15 protein-coding genes are annotated in these 19,991 nt (G+C 70.2%); 6 read left to right on the top strand and 9 right to left on the bottom strand.

Annotation, left to right across the window (positions count from 1 at the left end):
* The first annotated feature begins 10 nt into the window (after nucleotides 1–10).
* Nucleotides 11–691, top strand: coding sequence for a TerC family protein (locus AC07OA_RS08035; RefSeq protein ID WP_494663264.1), 681 nt, complete (start codon nucleotides 11–13; stop codon nucleotides 689–691).
* Nucleotides 688–1,755: an AbrB family transcriptional regulator gene (locus tag AC07OA_RS08040; protein ID WP_494663265.1), complete on the top strand. Its 1,068-nt coding sequence runs from the start codon at nucleotides 688–690 to the stop codon at nucleotides 1,753–1,755. The genes AC07OA_RS08035 and AC07OA_RS08040 overlap by 4 nt, the downstream gene beginning before the upstream one ends.
* On the opposite strand, the gene AC07OA_RS08045 is transcribed toward AC07OA_RS08040, so the two are convergent.
* From AC07OA_RS08045 to AC07OA_RS08060, 4 genes are all read right to left on the bottom strand, one after another.
* Nucleotides 1,752–4,142 (bottom strand): TonB-dependent receptor, encoded by a 2,391-nt coding sequence (locus tag AC07OA_RS08045; RefSeq protein WP_494663266.1) that lies wholly within the window; start codon nucleotides 4,140–4,142, stop codon nucleotides 1,752–1,754. The two genes, AC07OA_RS08040 and AC07OA_RS08045, sit on opposite strands and share 4 nt — an antisense overlap.
* Nucleotides 4,129–5,076: a FecR family protein gene (locus tag AC07OA_RS08050; protein WP_494663267.1), complete on the bottom strand. Its 948-nt coding sequence runs from the start codon at nucleotides 5,074–5,076 to the stop codon at nucleotides 4,129–4,131. The genes AC07OA_RS08045 and AC07OA_RS08050 overlap by 14 nt, the downstream gene beginning before the upstream one ends.
* 82 nt (nucleotides 5,077–5,158) lie before the next feature.
* Nucleotides 5,159–5,716 carry an RNA polymerase sigma factor gene (locus AC07OA_RS08055; protein WP_494663268.1) on the bottom strand — a complete coding sequence of 186 codons (558 nt, stop codon included), beginning with the start codon at nucleotides 5,714–5,716 and terminating at the stop codon, nucleotides 5,159–5,161.
* A 112-nt stretch (nucleotides 5,717–5,828) separates the two neighbouring features.
* Complete coding sequence (locus AC07OA_RS08060) at nucleotides 5,829–6,518, bottom strand: Crp/Fnr family transcriptional regulator (RefSeq protein WP_494663269.1); 690 nt, start codon at nucleotides 6,516–6,518, stop codon at nucleotides 5,829–5,831.
* A 103-nt stretch (nucleotides 6,519–6,621) separates the two neighbouring features.
* Here AC07OA_RS08060 and AC07OA_RS08065 point away from each other — a divergent pair, with 103 nt between their 5' ends.
* Nucleotides 6,622–7,377: a class II aldolase/adducin family protein gene (locus AC07OA_RS08065; RefSeq protein WP_494663270.1), complete on the top strand. Its 756-nt coding sequence runs from the start codon at nucleotides 6,622–6,624 to the stop codon at nucleotides 7,375–7,377.
* A gap of 205 nt (nucleotides 7,378–7,582) precedes the next feature.
* Here the strand turns inward: AC07OA_RS08065 and AC07OA_RS08070 are convergent, their stop codons facing one another.
* The 3 genes from AC07OA_RS08070 to AC07OA_RS08080 all read right to left on the bottom strand — a co-directional run bounded on the left by AC07OA_RS08070 (nucleotide 7,583) and on the right by AC07OA_RS08080 (nucleotide 10,302).
* Nucleotides 7,583–8,521: a LysR family transcriptional regulator gene (locus AC07OA_RS08070; protein ID WP_494663271.1), complete on the bottom strand. Its 939-nt coding sequence runs from the start codon at nucleotides 8,519–8,521 to the stop codon at nucleotides 7,583–7,585.
* A gap of 28 nt (nucleotides 8,522–8,549) precedes the next feature.
* A complete protein-coding gene (locus AC07OA_RS08075) occupies nucleotides 8,550–9,554 on the bottom strand; it encodes a phosphoglycerate dehydrogenase (RefSeq protein WP_494663272.1) in 1,005 nt (334 codons plus the stop codon).
* Between the two features lie 121 nt (nucleotides 9,555–9,675).
* Nucleotides 9,676–10,302, bottom strand: coding sequence for an FMN-binding negative transcriptional regulator (locus AC07OA_RS08080; protein ID WP_494663273.1), 627 nt, complete (start codon nucleotides 10,300–10,302; stop codon nucleotides 9,676–9,678).
* A gap of 205 nt (nucleotides 10,303–10,507) precedes the next feature.
* Here AC07OA_RS08080 and pdxR point away from each other — a divergent pair, with 205 nt between their 5' ends.
* Entirely contained in the window at nucleotides 10,508–11,986 is a 1,479-nt protein-coding gene (gene pdxR / locus AC07OA_RS08085) for a MocR-like pyridoxine biosynthesis transcription factor PdxR (RefSeq protein WP_494663274.1), read from the top strand.
* On the opposite strand, the gene AC07OA_RS08090 is transcribed toward pdxR, so the two are convergent.
* Complete coding sequence (locus AC07OA_RS08090) at nucleotides 11,983–13,644, bottom strand: amidohydrolase (RefSeq protein ID WP_494663275.1); 1,662 nt, start codon at nucleotides 13,642–13,644, stop codon at nucleotides 11,983–11,985. The two genes, pdxR and AC07OA_RS08090, sit on opposite strands and share 4 nt — an antisense overlap.
* Before the next feature lie 286 nt (nucleotides 13,645–13,930).
* Between AC07OA_RS08090 and AC07OA_RS08095 the strand changes: the two genes are divergently transcribed.
* Together AC07OA_RS08095 and AC07OA_RS08100 are read left to right on the top strand one after the other, a co-directional pair.
* Nucleotides 13,931–16,165: a TonB-dependent receptor gene (locus AC07OA_RS08095; RefSeq protein ID WP_494663276.1), complete on the top strand. Its 2,235-nt coding sequence runs from the start codon at nucleotides 13,931–13,933 to the stop codon at nucleotides 16,163–16,165.
* A gap of 8 nt (nucleotides 16,166–16,173) precedes the next feature.
* On the top strand, nucleotides 16,174–19,410 hold the full coding sequence (locus tag AC07OA_RS08100; RefSeq protein ID WP_494663277.1) for an amidohydrolase family protein: 3,237 nt from the start codon (nucleotides 16,174–16,176) through the stop codon (nucleotides 19,408–19,410).
* Here AC07OA_RS08100 and AC07OA_RS08105 read toward each other — a convergent pair.
* Nucleotides 19,407–19,931, bottom strand: a complete 525-nt coding sequence (locus tag AC07OA_RS08105) for a helix-turn-helix domain-containing protein (protein ID WP_494663278.1) — start codon at nucleotides 19,929–19,931, stop codon at nucleotides 19,407–19,409. The two genes, AC07OA_RS08100 and AC07OA_RS08105, sit on opposite strands and share 4 nt — an antisense overlap.
* Nucleotides 19,932–19,991 lie beyond the last annotated feature (60 nt).

Here is a 19,991-nt window from a genome sequence, read left to right on the forward strand (position 1 = left end):
GGGCGGGATCATGCTTTTACCCTTGATCGGCGACCTGGGACCGACCCTGGCCGCCTTCGCCCAGGTGCTGATGATCGACCTGGTCCTGGCGGGCGACAACGCCGTCGCCGTGGGCTTGGCGGCGGGCGGCCTGCCGGCCGAGCAGCGCCGCAAGGTGATCGTCTGCGGCCTGGCCGCCGCCGTGGCGCTGCGGATCGGCTTCGCCCTGGTCACCACCTGGCTTCTGGGCGTGGTGGGCCTCCTGCTGGCGGGCGGCCTGCTGTTGCTGTGGGTGTGCTGGAAGATGTGGCGCGACCTGCGCGCCGCCGAGGAGGAGGAAGCCGGCCACGTTGCTGGACCGGCCAAGACCTTCGGCTCGGCTTTCCTGCAGGTGCTGGTCGCCGATGTCTCCATGTCGCTGGATAACGTGCTGGCCGTGGCCGGTGCGGCGCTCGAGCATCCGGGCGTGCTGGCGTCGGGCCTGCTGCTGTCGATCGTCCTGATGGGCCTGGCCGCCAATGCGATCGCGGCCCTGCTGCGCCGCCATCGTTGGATCGGTTACGTCGGCCTCGCCATCGTGCTCTACGTGGCCGGGCACATGATCTGGCAGGGTCATCGCGACGTCGTCGCCGACCTGGGCTGGACCTCGGCCTACGACCGCTTGACGCCCCAGCCGCTCCACATCGGGGCGTCGGGACACGTGGGGCGATGAACCCGCGCGAGATCCTCCGACGCCCTTGGGCGCAGTGGGTGCTGCTGGTCGCCGCCACCGTGGCGGCCGACACGGTTCTGACCCTGGTCCACGCGCCGGCGGCCCTGCTGCTGGGGCCCCTGGTGACGGCCATCGGCTTTGGCGTGGCCGGAGCCACCCTGAAGCCGCCCGGGCCGTTGCGCTTGACCAGTTCGACCCTGATCGGCTGCCTTGTGGCCACCGCCCTCGGCCCCGCCCTGGGGCCGGACCTGCTGGGCCACCTGCCGACCTTCCTGCTGATCGCCGTCTCCACCCTGGCCATGAGCCTGGGCCTGGGCTGGCTCTTGGCGCGGCTGGGCTGGTTCGAGGGAGCGACGGCGGTCTGGGGCCTGTCGCCGGGCGGGGCGGCCAGCATGATCGCCCTGGCCCAGGAGATGGGCGCCGACGCCCGCACCGTGGCACTGATGCAGTATTTCCGAGTGCTGCTTGTGGCGGCCGCCGCCATCGGCCTGGCCCATGTGGCCGCGCCGGGCATGCACGCCGGACCCGCGAAGGCTTGGCTTGGGCCGGTCCACCTGTCAGGCCTAGCCGCGACGGCGGCGCTGGGCCTGGCCGGGGCGGCGCTGTCCAAGATGCTGAAGTTCCCGGCCGGCATCTTCCTGATCCCGGGCCTGTCGGGCGCGGTGCTGATGCGGCTGGGTTGGCTGCACCCCGAGGTGCCGCCGCTTCTCGGGGCCATGGCCTATGCGGTGGTCGGCTGGACCATTGGCCTCAGCTTCACCCCCGCCACCCTGGCCCACAGCGCCCGCGCACTGCCCAGGATCGTCGGCTCGACCCTGATCCTGATCGTCCTGTGCGGCCTCTCGGGCCTGATGATCAGCCTGGCCTGCGGCGTCGATCCGCTGACCGGCTATCTGTCGACCAGCCCCGGCGGCGTCGACTCCATCCTGATCATCGCCGCCTCCACCCACGTAGACCTGCCGTTCATCCTCTCAGCCCAGGTGGTGCGGGTGATCCTGGTGCTGGTCGCGGGACCCTGGGCGGCCGGCCAAGTCGCGCGCTGGACCAAGACGGACGAGACCTAGAACCGCGCCGACAGCCTCAGACCCACCGTCCGGGGCCGAAGCGGAGTCACCTCGGCGTCGGCGGGAGCGTTGAACGGATTACCGAAGGCGAAGCTGTCGGCGGTTCGGTCGAACAGGTTGTCGACATAGGCGCTCAGGGTCCAGCGCGGGGTTTCCAGTGACAGACTGGCCGAGCCCTCGACGAAGTCGGGCGCGGTCGGCTCGCTGGTAAGGCCGAGGATGGCGTGACCCACATAGCGCATGCGGCCCTTGGCGCGGACGGTCCGCTCGCCGTCCAGCGGATGGCGGTAGTCGAAACCGAGGCTGGCCGAGACGCCGTTGATCCCCGCCAGGGCCACGTCGACGCCGCCCAGCGCCGGATCGCGCCGTTTCAGGCTGGGGTCGCTGACCAGGGTCGCGCCGGTCAGGTCCAGGCGGGACGTGGCCCGCCAGACCGCCTCCAGCTCCAGCCCGCGATTGTGTCCCGCGCCGATATTGGCCGTGTAGGCCAGGCCGTCGGCCCGGTACTGGTCGCTCTGGATCGAGGTCCAGTCGGCCTGGAACAGCGCCATGCGCACCTGCAGCCGGTCGTCCAGCCACCGGCCCTTGGCGCCGATCTCGTAGTTCCACAGCTCGTCGGGGCGATAGCGGCGGGCGGGGGCGCCGGGCGCGTCGTAGGCCTGGCCCAGGCGTCCGGCCGTGTTGAACCCGCCAGCCCGGTAGCCCTCGGCCACCTGGGCGTAGACCAGCCAGTCGGGCGAGGGGGCGAAACTCAGCAGCAGCTTGGGCGAGAAGCCGTTCTCGTCGGCCTTGCCGGCGAAGGCGCGGACGCCTCCGGCCTGGGTCACCTGGGACTTGATGTCCAGGCCGTAGTCGAACCAGCGCAGCCCGGCCGTTAGCGACAGGCGCGGGGTGAGGGCGTAGGTCAGCTCGCCATAGACCGCCGCCTCGCGGATGTCGTCGTCCCGCGCCTCGGCATAGGCTGCGCCCGTCGAGACGTTGGCGGGGCCCAGGGCCGTGGCGGTGCGCGTATGGCCCGTCGATACGAAGGCGCCGGCCAGGCCCGTCAGCCGTCCGCCCTGCGGCGTGGCGTAGGTGACCTCGGCGACGGTAAGGTCGGTGCGCTTGGCCTCGTCGAAGGCGGCCGCACCGTCGGGCAGACCATACAGGGCCGCCGCCGGGCTGGCGTCGAAGCGGCTGGTGAAGTGGTGGCCCAGGCGCGAGGCGCTGGCGGTCAGCCGGCCCCACGACCCTTCGCCGGAGACGGTCAGCGAGCCCTGGTCGAAGCTGTTGTCGTGCGGCTCGCGCACGAGGTTGTCGCGCAGCAGCGGACCCAGGCGGCGCAGGCCGTACTGGGTGTCGTCGTTGTGGATCGATTGATGGGTCAGGACCAGGTCGGCCCGCCAGTCGCCGCCGAGCGCGGTGCGCAGGGCCAGGCGGCCGCCATGGCGGTCGGCGCGGTTGACCTTGTCCAGGCCTAGGGTGGTGTTGGCGATGTAGCCGTCCTGTCGTTCGCGATAGACGACCGCCCGCAGCGCCGCCTTGCCGGGGAGGAGCGGCAGGTTGGCCGCCGCCTCGACTTCGTCGCTCAGCCCGCCGCCGCGGGTGGCCGACAGTCCGGCCGTCAGGTCCAGCGAGGTCGCGTCGAAGTCGGGCTTGCGGGTGACGATGCGGACCACCCCGCCGATCGAGCCGCCGCCGTAGAGCGTGCCCTGTGGGCCGCGCAGCACCTCCACCCGCTCGATGTCGGCCAGGCGCAGGTCGGGATCGGGCGCGCTGTAGGTGATCGGCACCTCGTCCAGATAGAGGGCGACGATCGACTGGGTCTGGCCGGTGAAGGCGCCGTCCGACAGTCCGCGCAGCAGCACCTTGTCGCGGCCCGGACCCAGGTGGGTGGTGGTCAGGCCCGCCACCTCGCCGTCGAGGTCGCCCAGGCCGCCGATCCGGTCACGGCGCGCCCGCTCTCCCGACACCACCGACAGGGCGAAGGGCGTGCGGCCGGGCAGGTTCGGCTGGCGCTGGGCGGTGACGATCACCTCGCCGAGGGGCGGAGCCTGGGTGTCGGGAACCGGCGTCGAGGGCGAGGGCGGCGCCGGCTTGGGCGTGGCCCGTCGGATCAGGATCGTCTCGGCGTCGATCCGGCTCCAGCCGCAATGCGAGCCGGCCAGGATCCGATCCAGGGCCTGGTCCAGGCTCATCACGCCCGACAGGCGCGGGGCGCGGCCCCGACAGCCCTCCAGGTCGCCGCCCAGCGACACGCCGGCCTGCAGGGCCAGGTCCAGCAGGGCGGCGCGGACCGGCTTGGCGGACAGGTTCAGCCGAACCCTGGCCGGAGCGGCGGCTTCGGCTGGTGTCGCCGCCAGCACCGCGACGGCGACCACGCTCCAGCCCAGGTCAGCGCGCTTCAAGGATGACTTCATCGCGCGTGAATCGAGCCGTGACCGGGGCGAAGGCCTCCAGGCGGCGGATCATCGCCGTCTGGTCGTCCTGGGCGAACACGCCGGTCACCCGCACCGAGGCCGCGCCGGGGGCGACCCGCACCTTCAGTGGGCCGTAGCGGCTGAGATCGGCCGCCACCTCGGCCAGGGGCGTGTCGTCGTAATAGAGGCGGCCGCGCGTCCAGCCGAAGGCCCGGTCGGGATCGGTCGCGCGGACCGTCTGGTCGGCGCCGCCTTCCTGGTGCGATAGCTGCTGGCCCTTGGCCAGACGCACGGCATGGCCGTCGCGGGGATCGGTGACGGCCACCAGCCCGCGACGGACGGTGACCATCAGGCGGCCGGCGCGGCGGACGATATCGAACTCGGTGCCGATCACCCGCACGCGGCGGTCGCCGGCGGCCACCTCGAACGGACGGTCGGGCAGGTGGGCCACGTCGAAGGTCGAGGCTCCATCAATCAGCTCCACCTCGCGCAGGCGCGGCGCCAGGCGCACGCGCACGGTGGTGGCCGGACCCAGCACCAGCCGCGACCCGTCCTCGAGGGCGACAGTGCGCAGGTGGCCCGGCGGGGTGGCGTATTCCCGCCAGGGCTCGGCCGGAGGACGGGCGACCAGCACGGCGAGCACGATGGCGGCGGCCGCGGCCAGTCCGCCCAGCGACCAGGCGAAGGTGGCGCGCCGGGCAGGGCGGCGCGGTGCGAAGGGCAGGGGCGTGGGCGCGGCGACCGGCGCCGCCTCGATGTCCTCCCAGAAGGCCTCGATGGCGTCATAGGTTTCGCGATGGTCCGGCGAGGCGTCGAGCCAGGCGGTGAAGGCCTGCCAGTCGGCGACGTCCATCTCGCCGCGCACCCGGGCGCACCAGGCGGCGGCCTCCCGCTCGACGATGTTTCCTTGCGACCCGGTCATGCGCGCTCACCCGAGGTCCGGCGCCGGCAGGACGGCCGGCTCGGCCACAATGACGCCACCGACGGGCGGACACCCTCCGCGATCATCGCCCCACCTTCGCGTAGAGATGGGCCAGGGCCGCGCTCATGTGCTTTTCGACCGTCTTCATCGACAGCCCCAGGCGCTGGGCGGTCTGGGCGTAGGTCAGGCCCTCGAACTTGTGCAGGCGGAAGATCTCCTGGGTGCGGGACGGCAGGGCCAGCAGGGCCTTGGACAGCCGCTCCAGCCGCTGGCGGGCGATCAGGGTCGTTTCGGCGTCGGGCTGCTCGGTCACCTCGACGTTCCCGGAAGCGACGGTGGTGCTGGTCTGGCGCCAGGCGTCGTCCCGCGCGCGGGTCCGGCGGCCGCGCCGCAGCCAGTCCAGCATGTGGTTGTGGGCCAGGCGATAGAGGAAGGCGGCGGGATTGCGCACGTCCTGGTCCTCCAGCCCCCTGATCTTCACATAGAGATCCTGCACCAGGTCCTCGACGTCGGCCTGGGGACCCAGGCGCGCCCGGTAGAAACCGCGCAGCTCGTCGCGCCGCGCCAGATAGGTCTCCAGCATCAGGGCGGAGGCCGGCGAGGGCCGAGCGGGCGGGGGCTTTGCGTCGGTGGAGGACAAGTCTCGCGCACGATGTCGGGCCGCGCGCCCGGATGCGCGTTTCTTGCCTCAAGGTCGTGTTTGAATCAAGAATTGGATCCAAAATGAGGCAGTGTTGGATGTTTGTTTCACATCAACCCCAGAACTCGCCGCGACCGCACAGCCGCGACAGACGGTCCGGATCGAGGATGGCGATGCTGGCGTAGCCCAGGGAGACGACGCCCGCCGTCTCCAGCTTGCGCAGGCCCCGGTTCAGGGTCTGGCGGCTGACCCCCACCACGCTGGCCAGCTCGGCTTGGCGGATGGAGAGAGGCCCAGAGCCCGCCTCAGCGGCTGCCTTGGCCAGGGCGCGGGCCAGCCGCACGGCCATCGGCTGGGCCGCTCGCTGCTCGATATAGGCGAGAGCCGTGCGCTGGTTGGCGCAGACCAGCAGGCCCAGGTCGCGATAGAGGGCGGCGTTCTGTTCGCCCAGCCGCGTCACCGAGGCCGGCGACAGGTGCAGCATGGCGGCCGGGCCGAAGGCGACGGCGTCGTGCGGGCGCGGTCCGCCGTCCAGGGTGGAGAGCTCGCCGAACCAGGCACCGGGTCCCAGGATCCGCACCAGGATTTCCATGCCGCTGGCCGGATAGCCGATCAACCGCACCTGGCCCTCCAGCACCGCCCACAGGCCGTTGGGCGGATCGCCGGCGCCGTAGAGATGCGCGCCGTCGGAGACGGTAGCCACGCTGGCCTCGCCCAGGATCAGGTCGCGTCGCTCGGCGGGGAGGGCGGCGAACCAGCTCCCGGTCTCCAGCACGCGGCGATGGTCGGCGGTGGCGCGCACGATGGGCCTTTCGTCGAGATTGTCGCGGGCGCGACAATCTTCATTTCGACCCGGTGCTAGCCTTCGTCAAACCAAAACGGAGGAAGCGACTATGACGGCGGTCTTGAAAACGGTCCCTAGCGTGCGCGACCAGGTGTCGGCCGAGGAATGGGCCCTGCGGGTCGATCTGGCGGCGGCGTTCCGCCTGGCGGCGCTGAACGGCTGGGACGACCTGATCTTCACCCACATGTCGGTGCGGATCCCGGGTCCCGAGCACCACTTCCTGATCAATTCCTACACCAACATGTTCGAGGAGGTGACCGCCTCGAACCTGGTGAAGATCGACCTCAACGGCGACAAGGTCATGGATTGCGCCGGCCAGGTGATCCGCGCCGGCTTCGTGATCCATTCGGCGATCCACAGCGCTCGCGAGGACGGCAATGCGGTGATCCACCTGCACACCCCGCAGGGCCAGGCGGTGGCGGCCTCGGCTGACGGCCTGCTGCCGGTGACCCAGACGGCCATGATCATCCACCACGACGTCGCCTATCACGAGTCAGAAGGCATCGCCGAGGACATGAGCGAGCAGGACCGCATCGTCGCCGACCTGGGCGATAAGAACGCGATGATCCTGCGCAACCACGGCACCATGACCGTCGGGGCGACGATCCAGCAGGCCTATCTGCGCATGTACTTTCTGGAGCGTGCCTGCCAGGCCCAGGTGCTGATCCCGGGCGAGGTCCACCGCCCGCAGCAGGGCGTCGCCGAGGTGATCAAGAGCCAGGTCAGCGGCCCGGCCACCAAGATGGTCGCCGAGCACTTCGCCTGGCCGGCCCTGCTGCGGAAGCTCGACCGGATCGACCCCAGCTTCCGCGACTGAGCCGGAAGGGCCGGGTCGGCGATAGAAGTTCCGCATCGAACCATACCTGGTCCGGGCGCCGAAAATCGCCTGCGGGACAAGGGCTTGCGCTAGGTTCCGACCGTCTCTCTCGAGACATGAGCGTCGACCTCGTCGCGAAACTCGTCGAAGGCCCAGGGCGGCTCGGCCCGGGCGCGTCCGCACCCTGTGGCGCGCCCGGTCCCTTTTAGAGCGTATCGACGGTTGGGGCGGGTTCGGCGCGCTGCTTCAGGCGGCTCCAGAACGCTTCGGCCGCCGCGGTCTGGCGGGCGCGGGGACGGAACAGGCGGATGTCGATGGGCACGTCCCAGCTTTCGTCGCCGGCCCGCACCAGTCCGCCTTCCTCCAGGTCGCGCGCGATCAGGCTCATGGGCAGCCAGGCCAGGCCCCGGCCGGCCCGGGCCATGGCCGCCAGCACCGTCGCCACATGGGCGGTGAAGCTGGGCGACAGCCACATCGACGGCCCTTCCAGGGCGTGGGTCGAGGCCAGGATCCGACCCATGCCCGACACCTCGCTGAACGCCAGATACGGCACGGGCGCGCCCAGGCGTCCGGGCAGGGCGAAGCGCGGCTGGGTCGGATCATCCGTGGCCGGCGCGCTGACCGGGACCAGGGTGTCGCGCCCCACGTCCATGGAGGTGAAGTAGTTCGGCCGGAAGGACACCGGCGTCGACGGATGGTGATGGCACAGCAGGAACTGGGCCTGGCCCTGCAGCATCAGCCGCTCGCAGCCGGCCATGTTATCGGTCACCAGGCTGACGGTCGAGCTGAGCGGCACCTCGGCCTCGATCTCCTCCAGCCACTGCGGGAAGAAGGTGATCGACAGGGCGTGGGTCGAGGCGACGCGCAGGGTCGAGACGAAGCCCTGGGCCACCGCCCGCGTCTGTTCGCGCCCCAGATAGAGCCGGCGCAACAGGTCCTCGGCCGTGGGGCGCCATTGCTCACCCGCCGGGGTCAAGGCCACGCGGTGGGTGTCGCGGTTGAAGAGCGGCGCGCCCAGCCAGCCTTCCAGCAGCCGCACCCGGCGGCTGAAGGCCGGCTGCGAGATGTTGCGGGCCTCGGCGGCGCGTCCGAAATGCTGATGCTCGACCAGCGCCAGGAAGTCTTCGAGCCAGTCAAGCTCCATGGAACGCGGGCTCTTTCCTCGCCGGGACTCAGCGGCCGGGGCGACCGTCGGCGACCACACACTCCGGCGCGGGATCGCCACCGTCAAGAACGGCGACCACCGAGCGGGCGGCCACCATGTTGGTCCGGTCCAGGCCCTCGCGCGACGAGGCCCCCGAGTGCGGTTGCCCGACCACGTTGGGCAGGGCCAGCAGGGCCTGGGACACCGGCTTGTAGGCCGGATCGCTCTCGCTGACATAGACGTCCAGTCCCGCCCCGCCCAGGCGGCCCGCGCGCAGGGCGTCCAGCAGGTGAGCGTCCTCGACCAGCCCGCCGCGCGCCGTGTTGATCAGGATGGCGCCCGGCTTCATCGTCTCGATCGCGGCCGCGTCGATCATGAACTTCGTCTGGGGCGTCAGGGGCGCGTGCAGGGTGACGTAGTCGCTGCGCGCCAGCAGGTCCGCCAACTCGACATATTCCACCCCGTTGGCCTGGGCGTAGTCGGGATCGGGGCTGGGCGTGTGGACCAGCACCTTGCAGTCGAAGCCCGACAAGCGCTTGACCACGCTCTTGCCGATCCGGCCCAGGCCGACGACACCGACGGTCTTCTCGCACAGGTCCGAACCCATCAGGATCGACCAGTCGCCGTCCAGCATCCGTTGCTGGGACTCCCGGAAGCGGCGCCCGACCGCCAGCATCAGGCCGATCACGTGGTCGGCCACCGAGGCGTCGTTGCCGCCGGCGGCGATGGCCACCACCCGGCCCAGATCGCGCGCGGCCTCCAGGTCGACCCGCTCGTAGCCGACGCCGCGCCGCGAGATCACCTTCAGGTCCGGCAGGGCCTCCATCAGCGCCCGCGTCACCCGCGCGTGGCCCACGATCCAGCCCGAGGCGTCGCTCAGCAGTTCGACCAGGGTGTCGTGGTCCAGGTCGCCGTCGGCCTTGCCCGGGGGCAGGGGCGCGATCGCGACCTCGCAACCGTTGGCGCGAAGATAGTCCTGGGTGCGGTCGTCGAAGAAGCGCTGGGTGACGACGACCTTGCGGAGGGCGGACATGGAACGAAGACTTTCGACCTGAGAACTGACGGCCAAAAAAGCATGAGTTGGCCGCGCCGTCAGATCGTCGTGCGCATCGTTCAATCGAAATATCGGATCACAGCGTCGACAGAACGCCTCGTCACGCGTCGATGCGGTGGGCGTTCATGCGGCGCATCCAGCGGGTCAGGACCGGGTCGGGATGACCCGCCAGGATCTCGCGCAGCGACTGGTCGGACTCGTCCTGACCCAGCTTGAACTTGGCGGTCAGGCTGGTGACGTCCGCCTCGAACGCGATGATGGCTCGTTCCATCGCATCGTAGCGGTCGCCGACGTCGCGCGGCCGCCAGCCGGTCTGGTCGTCCATCACGCGGGTCAGGCGGTCCAGCGCCTCGTGGCCGAGGTCGGGGCGCAGGCGGATGTCGGCCTCGATCCGCACCTGGGCGTAGTTCCAGGTGGGGGCCCAGGTCGGGGTCGAGACCAGGCCGGGCGAGACATAGGCCTGCGGGCCGGCGAACAGCAGGGTGGCCTTGGGCTGATCCTCCAGCGCCGCCAACAGCGGATTGCGGCGGGCCATGTGCCCCAGCAGCGAGACGATCCGGCCCTCGGTGTCGAGATCGGCCAGCATCGGCAGCAGGGTCGCCACCTGGGCCGCGCGGTCGTCGCGCGGGGCTACCCAGGCCAGGGGGAATTCGCGGATCAGCGCGAGCACGTCGTCGGGGCCGCCCGCGAAACGGTCTGGGGCGCCGGACGGCGTCGACTCGGACATGCATGCCTCTCGGATCTTCGTCCGGCCTCGGATCTTGGTTCAGTAGGGCCGGCGCTGCTTTCCTGAGCACAATCTGGAACCGACTGGCGCCGAACAAGCACCAAGACTGACAGCGTCACGGGTCCAGCCGGGTCATTGCGGTCGCGCTGGCGTCGGCGCATGTTGGACCCATAAGAAGAAGACTTGTGATGAGTGGAGGGGGCCAATGGCGCGTCCGTGGAACATGGCGCTGGGCGAGGTGATCGACGCCTCCAAGCCGATGCCGCTCTATCTGCAGATCGTCCACGGCCTGATCCACGAGATCGAGCGCGGGCGGCTGACCTCGGGCGCCTACCTGCCCAGCAGCCGGGGCTTGGCCACCATGCTGGGCGTCAATCGCAAGACCGTGGTGCTGGCCTACGAGGACCTGATCGCCCAGGGCTGGCTGACCTCGCACGGCACGCGCGGGACCATGGTCTCGGACATCCTGCCCAAGTCGGCGCCGGCGCGTTCGGCCAAGCCCGAGGTCGCGCCCGAGATCGTCGACGCCAAGGCCCCGGCATACGCCTTCCACGCCCCGCCGGCCCGACCGCTGGCCCTGCCCAGCGACACCCGGATCCGCTTGGACGAAGGCTCGCCCGACGGACGGCTGTTTCCGGAGGAGGTGCTGGGTCGGGCGTATCGCTCGGCGATCCAGCGGGCCGCCCGCCACAACCGCATGCTCTACGGCGATCCGCGCGGCTCGATGGCGCTGCGGGAAGGCATCGCCGAGATGCTGCGGACCGAGCGCGGCCTGGCGGTGGGGGCGGAGAACATCTGCATCACGCGCGGCAGCCAGAACGCCATCTTCCTGGCGGCCCGCACCCTGATCTCGCCCGGCGACACGGTGCTGGTCGAGGCCCTGACCTACGAGCCGGCGGTGGCGGCCTTCCGCGCCTGCGGGGCCAAGGTCGAGGCGGTGGGGCTGGACGACCAGGGCGTCGATGTCGAGGACGTCGAACGCCGCTGCCGGGAAGGGGGCGTGAAGGCCATCTTCCTGACGCCGCACCACCAGTTCCCGACCACCGTCGCCCTGCGGCCCGAGCGGCGGCTGCGCCTGCTGCTGCTGGCCCGGCAGTTCAACTTCGCGATCATCGAGGACGACTACGACCACGAATTCCATTTCGAGTCGCAGCCGCTGCTGCCGATCGCCAGCTATGCGCCGTCCTACGTGATCTATGCCGGCTCGCTGTCCAAGCTGCTGCTGCCGGCGCTGCGGATCGGCTACATCGCGGCGCCCAAGGCCTTCATCGACGCGGTGGCCCACACGGTCTCGCTGACCGACGGCATGGGCAACGCCCTGACCGAGGACGCCGCCGCCGAGCTGATCGAGAGCGGCGAACTGCGCCGGCACGCCCGCAAGGCCACCCAGGTCTACGCCGTCCGGCGCCTGGCTTTCGCCGAGTCGATGACCGAGGCCTTCGGAGACCGTGTGCGGTTCAAGACCCCCGACGGCGGGCTGGCCTTCTGGCTGACCTTTCCCGACGAGGCCGACCTGGACCGCATCGAGACCAACGGGCCCGAACTGGGCGTGCGCGTGGCCTCGTCGCGGTCGTTCGCCAGCCGCGAGGGCGCGGGCCGGGGCCTGCGCATCGGCTTCGCCAGCCTGCGCGAGGAGGAGGCGCGCCGGGCGCTGAAAACCCTGGCCAAGGCCGCGGGACTCTAGGCCGAGTACCGCGCCTTTCCGCCGACGAAGGTGTGCAGCACCTTCACGTCCGGGATCTTCAGCGGATCGATGGTGGTCAGGTCCGCGTCCAGCACCGTCAGGTCGGCATAGTAGCCGGGCGCGATCTTGCCGGTGCGGTCGTCCATGAAGCCGGCGAAGGCGTTGCTGGCCGTGTAGGCGGTCAGGGCCTGTTCGACCGTGACCTTCTGTTCGGGCAGCCAGCCGTTTGGATTGGCTCCGTCGATGGTCCGGCGGGTCACCGCGCCATAGACGCCGGTCAGCGGGTCCAGCGGCGCCACCGGCCAGTCCGAGCCGAAGGTCACCGTGGCGCCGGCGTCCAGCAGCGACTTGAAGGCGTAGGTGCCCTTCAGCCGCTCGGCGCCGATGCGCTTGATGGCCCAGCGGCCGTCGTCGATGGCGTGGAAGGGCTGGACCGAGGCGATCACCCTCTGCTTGGCGAAGCGCGGGATGGCGGCCTGCGAAAGGTGCTGGGCGTGCTCGATCCGGAAGCGGCGGTCTTTCACGCCATTGGTCTTCTCGACCTCGGCATAGATGTCCAGAACGTCGTCATTGGCCTGGTCGCCGATGGCGTGGGTGGTGACGTGCAGGCCGCGGGCGTCGGCGGCCGTGATCCATTCGCGCAGATTGGCCAGGGTGGTCACGCGCACGCCGGCCTGGTCGGGGGCGTCGTCGTAGTGGTCGTGGAAGACGGCCGTGCGCGAGCCCAGCGAGCCGTCGGCCAGGGCCTTCAGCCCGCCCCAGCGCACCCAGTCGTCGCCTCGGCCTTCCTTGGCGACGATGGCGTCCATCTTCTCCCAGTCGGGCAGGGGGACGAAGGCGTAGAAGCGCATGTCGGTCTCGCCCTTGGCCCGCAGGCGGCGCAGGGACTCGTAGGTCTTCCAGTCCAGTTCCGGATTGTGGGCCTGGGCCACGCCCTTGCTGAGGCCGTGGGCGATGCCCAGCCGCATCACCGCGTCGGTCTCGGCCTCGGTCATCGGCGGGACCACCCGCTCGACCAGGGCCTTAGCGTTGTCCTTGACCACGCCGGTCGGTTCGCCCTGGGCGTCGCGAACGATGACGCCGCCCGGGGGATCGGGCGTGTCGCGGGTGATGCCGGCCAGCTTCAGGGCCACCTTGTTGAGCAGGTACATGTGCAGGTCGGTGCGCGGCACGGCGACGGGCGTGTCCGGCGTGACGTCGTCGATCCACTCGTGGGTCGGCAGGGCTCCGCCCAGGCGCTGTTCGTCCCACGAGCCGCCCAGGATCCATTTGCCCGGCCGGGCCTTGGCCACGGCGCCCACGCGGGCGGCGAAGTCGGCGCGGTCCTTGGCGCTGAGCAGGTCGGCCTGGGTCAGGGCGGTCGAGCCGGTCAGGAAGTGGGTGTGGTTGTCGGTGAAGGCGGGCATCAGGAAGGCGCCCTTCAGGTCGACGACCCGGGTCTTGCCGGTCGACAGCGCCTTGACCTGGTCGGCGCCCACGGCGGCGATCCGCTCGCCCAGCACGCCGACGGCCGACAGGCGGGGCGCGCCCGCGCCGGGCGTCCAGACGCGCGCATTGACCAGGGCCACGTCCAGGCCGCGCTCGGCCGCCAGGGCCTGCAGCGGCGTCAGCACCATAAGGCCCGCGCCGGCACGAAGAAGGCTGCGTCGATCGATCATGGACCCCTCGTTCTCTCTATCGGTCGGGCCAACCTGATCGCTTCGGTCAGGGGCCGGAACATCCAATCCGCGTCCGCCCACGGGTCCAGTGCGCTGTCGTTGGTCCCCTCGGCCTGCCGTTTTTGGATGTTTTTGCTCCGCCACGAAAGGACAAGCCTCAACCTCGCGGACCGCATGACGACCGCCGAGCATCGCGAACGAGGCGAGCCGGACGCCGGCGCCCGCAGGGGTTTTGAAACAGGACGCCGGTCATCTCGCCGGCGGCTCCGAAGAAGGGGATAGAGATATGCGCAAGACCACTCTTTTGAGCGCGACGTCGCTCTCGGCCTGCATGATCGCGGCCGGCCTGTCGATGGGCCTGGCCACGGCGGCCAACGCCCAGACCGCCGCCCAGCCGGTGACCGAGCTGGACACCCTGATCGTCACGGCGACCAAGCGTAACGAGAGCGCCCGCGACGTGGCCATCCCGATCAGCGCCATCAGCGGCGCCGACCTGCAGAAGTCCAACGCCAACAGCCTGGCCGACTACATCGTCCGCCTGCCGGGCGTGACCTTCAACGACTACCAGCCCGGCATCTCCGAGGTGGTGGTGCGCGGCATCGCGGCGACCACCTATCACGAGCAGGGCCAGACCACGACGGGCTACTATCTGAACGAAGTGGTGGTGGTCGAACCGGGCTTCCCGATCGGCATCCCCGACATGGACACCTTCGACCTGGACCGGGTGGAAGTGCTGCGCGGCCCGCAGGGCACGCTGTTCGGCTCCTCGACCCTGGGCGGCCTGGTCAACTACGTGGCCAAGACGGCCGATCCCAGCCGGTACGAGGGCGCGGTAGAGGGGCTGATCGGCACGACCAAGAACGCGGGCCAGGCCAACTACGCCGCCAAGGCGATGGTCAACATCCCGATCGTCACCGACAAGCTGGGCGTGCGCCTGGTCGGCCTGCAGCGCTTCGACGCCGGTTATCTGGACAACCCGGGCACCAAGGTCGACGGGGCCAACGACTACCGCACGCGCGGCCTGCGCGGCTCGGCGGTGCTGCAGGCCTCGGAAGGGACCAAGTTCACCCTGCTGTCGACCTATCAGGACACCCTGCTGGACGACCAGACCTACCTCTCGCACGACTATGTCCGCGACACGCCGCGCGCCGAGCCGCAGAAGACCGCCTTCTGGCTCAACAGCCTGCGCCTGGACCAGGACGTCGGCTTCGCGGACCTGACCGTGATCGGTTCGACCGACCACAAGACCAACACCACGATCTATTCCTATCCCTACGCCTACGTGACCGGCGTCACGACCGGGGCGGGCGCGGCCTACAGCAAGGGCGTGGCCAGGGCCAATCTCGACACCTTCGAGGCGCGCCTGTCCTCAAAGGAAGACGACCGCCTGAAGTGGCTGATCGGCGTCAGCTATCTGCACGCCGAGAAGGACAGCGCCGACCGCATCTACCAGGCCGGCGCGGCCGCCTATATCGACGCCCATCCGGCCGACTTCGGCAACAACAGCGGCTCGGTGCTGGCGCCGGGCGATGCGATCTACGGCTACATCTCCGACACCGTGAACAAGGACTTCGGCGTCTTCGGCGAACTGTCCTACAAGATCACCCCGCAGTGGGAGATCACCTTGGGCGGCCGCTACTACGACACCAAGAACACCGCCGCGATCACCAACGCCGCCGGCAGCCTGGGCGCGGGCAGCTATTCGCCGACCGCCTCGACGTTCGGCACGGTCCAGAAGGAAGACGGCTTCACGCCGAAGGTCACCCTGGCCTATCGCCCGGTGAAGGGCCTGATGGCCTACGCCACCTATTCGCGCGGCTTCCGCGTGGGCGGCCCGAACCCGAACGCCGCCATCCTGGCCGGCATTCCCACCAGCTACGGCAGCGACACGGTCGACAACTACGAGGCCGGCCTGAAGACGGGCCTATTCGACAATCGCCTGTCCCTGGACGTCTCGGTCTTCCACCTGAAGTGGAAGGACATCCAGGCCCGCCTGTTCACCGCCGCGCCGTACTACTACTCGTACGTGACCAACGCCGGCGGGGCCAAGGTCGACGGCGTCGAATTCTCGGGCGTGCTGAAGGTGAGCCAGCACATCAAGTTCAGCAACAACACCACCTATCAGGAAGCCAAGCTGACCAGCATGCTGCCCGACAGCTTCGCGGTCGGCGGCGGCTATGCCGCCGGCACGACCCTGCCGGGTTCGTCCAAGTTGTCGATGGCCAACACCCTGTCGTTCGAGTTCCCCGAAGTGAAGCTGCAGCCGACCTTCGAGGTCGCCCAACGCTACCTGTCCAAGGCGCCGGTGGCGTTCGGCAACCCGAACACCCGCGGCGACTTCACGATCATCGACCTGCGGGCCTCGGTCCAGCCTACCGACAAGGTCCGCGTGTTGGCCTTCGTCAACAACTTCACCAACGAGTACGGCATCCTCAACGCGCCGTTCACCGACCAGGCCGCGCCGGCCTATTCGGTCACCCGTCCTCGGACGGCGGGCGTGCGGGTGGACGTGTCCTTCTAGTGAGCACTATGCGGCGAACCCTTCCGATCCCCTCGAAAGCGGTTCGCCGCGCTATTGTCGCCGCCGCGCTCCTTGCTGCAACAGGGGCGGCCGCCCAGACGCCGGCGCCGGGCCTGAGCCTGGCGCCGGCGCGCACTCTGGACCTGTCGCTGAGCGAAGCCACCTGGATGCAGCCGGATGTCTCGCCGGACGGCAAGACGATCCTGTTCAACCTGCTGGGCGACATCTACGCGGTCGATGCGAACGGGGGTGAAGCCCGGCCGGTGCTGACGGGCCAGGCCTTCGAAACCGCGCCGGTCTACTCGCCCGACGGCAAGTCGATCGCTTTCGTCAGCGACCGTTCTGGCGTCACCAATCTGTGGGTCGCCAACGCTGACGGCTCCAACCCGCGCCAGATCAGCCGCGAGGACAAGCTCACCGTCTTCGCGGCGCCCGCCTGGGCCCCGGATGGCTCGGCCGTCTACGTCTCGCGCATGAAGCACCCGGTGCTGACCTTCGAGCTGTGGCGCTTCCCGCTGGACGGTTCCGAGGGCAAGGTCGTGGTCAAGGCCCAGCCGAACGGCGAGGACTGGGACAACCGCCTCAACGCCATGGGCGCGGTCTTCTCGCCCGACGGCCGCTACGTCTACTACGCCAAGAAGACCGGCCACATCTGGACCGAGAAGGCGCCGCCCACCTGGTCCATCGCCCGCCGGGACCTCAAGGCCGAGGTCGAGGACGTGATCGTTCAGGGGCAGGGCGGGGCGATGAGCCCGGCCCTGTCGCACGACGGCCGCTTCATCGCCTATGCCAGCCGCTGGGAGAACCAGGACGGCTTGCGCCTGCGCGACCTGTCGACCGGCGCCGACCGCTGGCTGGCCTTCCCGACCGACCGCGACGGCCAGGAGCAGGGCTACTATTACGGCCTGACGCCGCGCTTCGTGTTCACCGCCGACGACAAGGCCCTGATCGCTAGCGTCGACGGCAAGCTGCGTCGCATCGACGTGGCCACCGGCGCCTGGACGCCGATCCCGTTCACGGTCCACGCCAAGCTCGGCCTGGGGCCCCTGACCCGCGTCGACCAGGTCGAGGAAACCGGCCCGGTCCGCGTCCGCGTGATCCAGGCGCCCAGCGCCTCGCCGGACGGCAAGCGCTTCGCCTTCACGGGCCTGGGCGGCCTCTACGTCCAGGACCTGAAGCCAGGGAGCAAGCCCGCGAAAGTGAAGGGCGCGCCGGACAAGGCCTTCCAGCCGCGCTGGTCGCCGGACGGCAAGGCGCTGGTCTTCGTCACCTGGGATCCGCGCGAGGGCGGGGCGGTCTGGCGCGCGTCGGCGACGGGCGGCAAGGTCGTGCGGCTGACGAACGATGGCGCCTACTACACCGAGCCGACCTTCTCGCCGGACGGCGCATCGGTGGTGGCTCTGAAGTCCAGCCACTACGACCGCCTGCGCCGGATCAGCGAGATCGGGGCGGATTGGCCGACCGACATTGTCCGCCTGCCGGCCGCCGGCGGCGCGCAGCAGTTGGTCGCCCACACCTCGAGCGCGCGGCTGCTGGCCTTCGGCGCCGATCCCAAGCGCGTGCGGTTCTATTCGGGGGCGGGCGTCCAGTCGATCGCCCTCGACGGGACCGAGGCGCCCAAGCGCGAGCTCTCCGTCTTGGCGCGGGCCTGGTCGCAATATGTCGGCGTCCAGACCCCGGTCGAGGACGTCAAGCTGAACCCCGCTGGCGACAAGGCCGTGGTCCGTACGGCGTCGGAGCTCTATCTGGTCGACGTGCCGCCCGCCGTTGAAGGCAAGACGCCGGCCGTCAATCTGGAGACGGCGACGTCGGGCGTCATGAAGCTGACGCGGATCGGGGCCGACTTCTTCGACTGGGCCGACGACGGCCGGTCGATCGTCTGGTCGGTGGGCGCGACCCTGCGCAAGATCGCCCTGGCCGATGTCGACCGCGCCGCGCCCGGCGCCAGCGAGGCCAAGGCCCTGGTGGTTTCCGCGCCGATCGAGTTGCCGCGCGACGTGCCCGAGGGGGCGCTGGTCCTGCGCGGCGCCACGGTGGCGACCCTGCGTGGTGACGAGGTGATCCCTAACGCCGACGTGGTGATCTCCGGCAATCGCATCGTCTCGGTCGGCAAGGCCGGCGCCGCGCCGCTGCCCAAGGGGGCGGTGATCCGCGACGTTTCGGGCAAGGTGATCACCCCGGGCTTCATCGACGCCCACGCTCACTGGTTCGACATCCGCCGCCAGGTCCAGGACCCGCAGCCCTGGTCGTTCTTGGTCAGCTTGTCGTTCGGGATCACCAGCAGCCTGGACCCCCAGACCTTCACCAACGACCAGTTCGTCTACCAGGACATGGCCGACGCCGGCATGACCCTGGCGCCGCGCCTCTATTCGACCGGGCCGGGCGTGTTCACCGCCAGCCGCATCGACAGCCAGGCCGAGGCCGAGGACGTGCTGCGGCGCTATCGGGACTATTACCGGACCCGCAACATCAAGTCGTACATGGTCGGCGACCGCGCCCAGCGGCAGTACATGGTCGAGGCCGCCAAGGCCCTGGGCATGATGCCGACCACCGAGGGCGCCAGCGACCTGAACCTCGACCTGACCCACGCCCTGGACGGCTTCTCGGGCAACGAGCACGCCCTGCCGGTGTCGCCCCTGCGCGAGGACGTGGTGCAGTTGTTCGCCCAGTCGCGCACCAGCCTGGTGCCCACCTTGAACGTGCTCTACGGCGGCGAGCCGCCGCTGTTCGACCTGATCATCACCCGCCGGCCGCAGGACGAGCCGCGCCTGAAGCGCTTCATGCCGCCGGGGGCCTTGGCCGCCAAGCTGGGCGACCGTCATTGGACGCCGCCGGAGAACATGTCCTACGCGAGCTTCGCCAAGGACGCCCTGGCTATCCAGCGCGCCGGCGGCGTCGTGGGCCTGGGCAGCCACAGCGAGGTGCAGGGCCTGGGCTTCGCCTGGGAGATGCAGCTGTTCGCCTCGGGCGGCGCGACGCCGCTGGAGACGATCCGCGCGGCGACCATGGGTTCGGCCGAAGCCATCGGGCGCACGCACGACATCGGCAGCCTGGAGCCGGGCAAGTTCGCCGACCTTCTGATCTTCGACGCCGATCCGCTGGCCGACATCGCCAATGTCGAGAAGCTGGGCCAGGTGATGAAGAACGGCCGCCTGTACGAGGCCGCGACCCTGGACGAAGTCTGGCCGGTGAAGCGGCCTTTGCCCGCGCAGTGGTTCGATCAGGAGGCGCCCAAGCGGCCCTAGGCCGCGAGGTCCAGGCTGTTGGCGCGCCGCCACCGGCGGGGCGTGCTGCCGATCACCTGGTGGAAGGTGCGGCTCATGTGGGCCTGGTCGCAGAAGCCGGTGTCCAGGGCGATCTGGCACAGCGAGGCGGTGGTCTGGGTCATCAGGGCCTGGGCGCGCTCCAGGCGGCTGCGGACCACGTATTCGCGCGGCGACACCCCGAAGCTGCCCTTGAAGCCCCGCGCGAAGTGACTGACGCTGAGGCCCACCAGCGTGGCCATGTCCTGGTTGCTGATCGAGTCCGCCAGGTTCTCGGCGATGTATCGCGCGACCTTGCGCTCCTGCCAGGGCGCGAGCCCCGAGGGCGAGCGGTCGACGACCGGTTCGGCGGCGGGGCAGGGCGGCGACAGCAAGCGCGCGGCTTCGTCGATGAAGTGTCTGGCCTGACGTGGATCGCCGGCGAGGGCGCGTCCGGCGCGGCCCAGCATCTCCAGAACCGTCTGCATCGTGGCGCGGCTGGACGAGACATCCATCTTGCTCATGATCGTTACCCTCCGTTCGGCGAGCGATGTTCGTCGCCGTCTGACTGGCACCACGCAGCG

The organism is Caulobacter sp. GW821-FHT09B08, assembly GCF_059418225.1.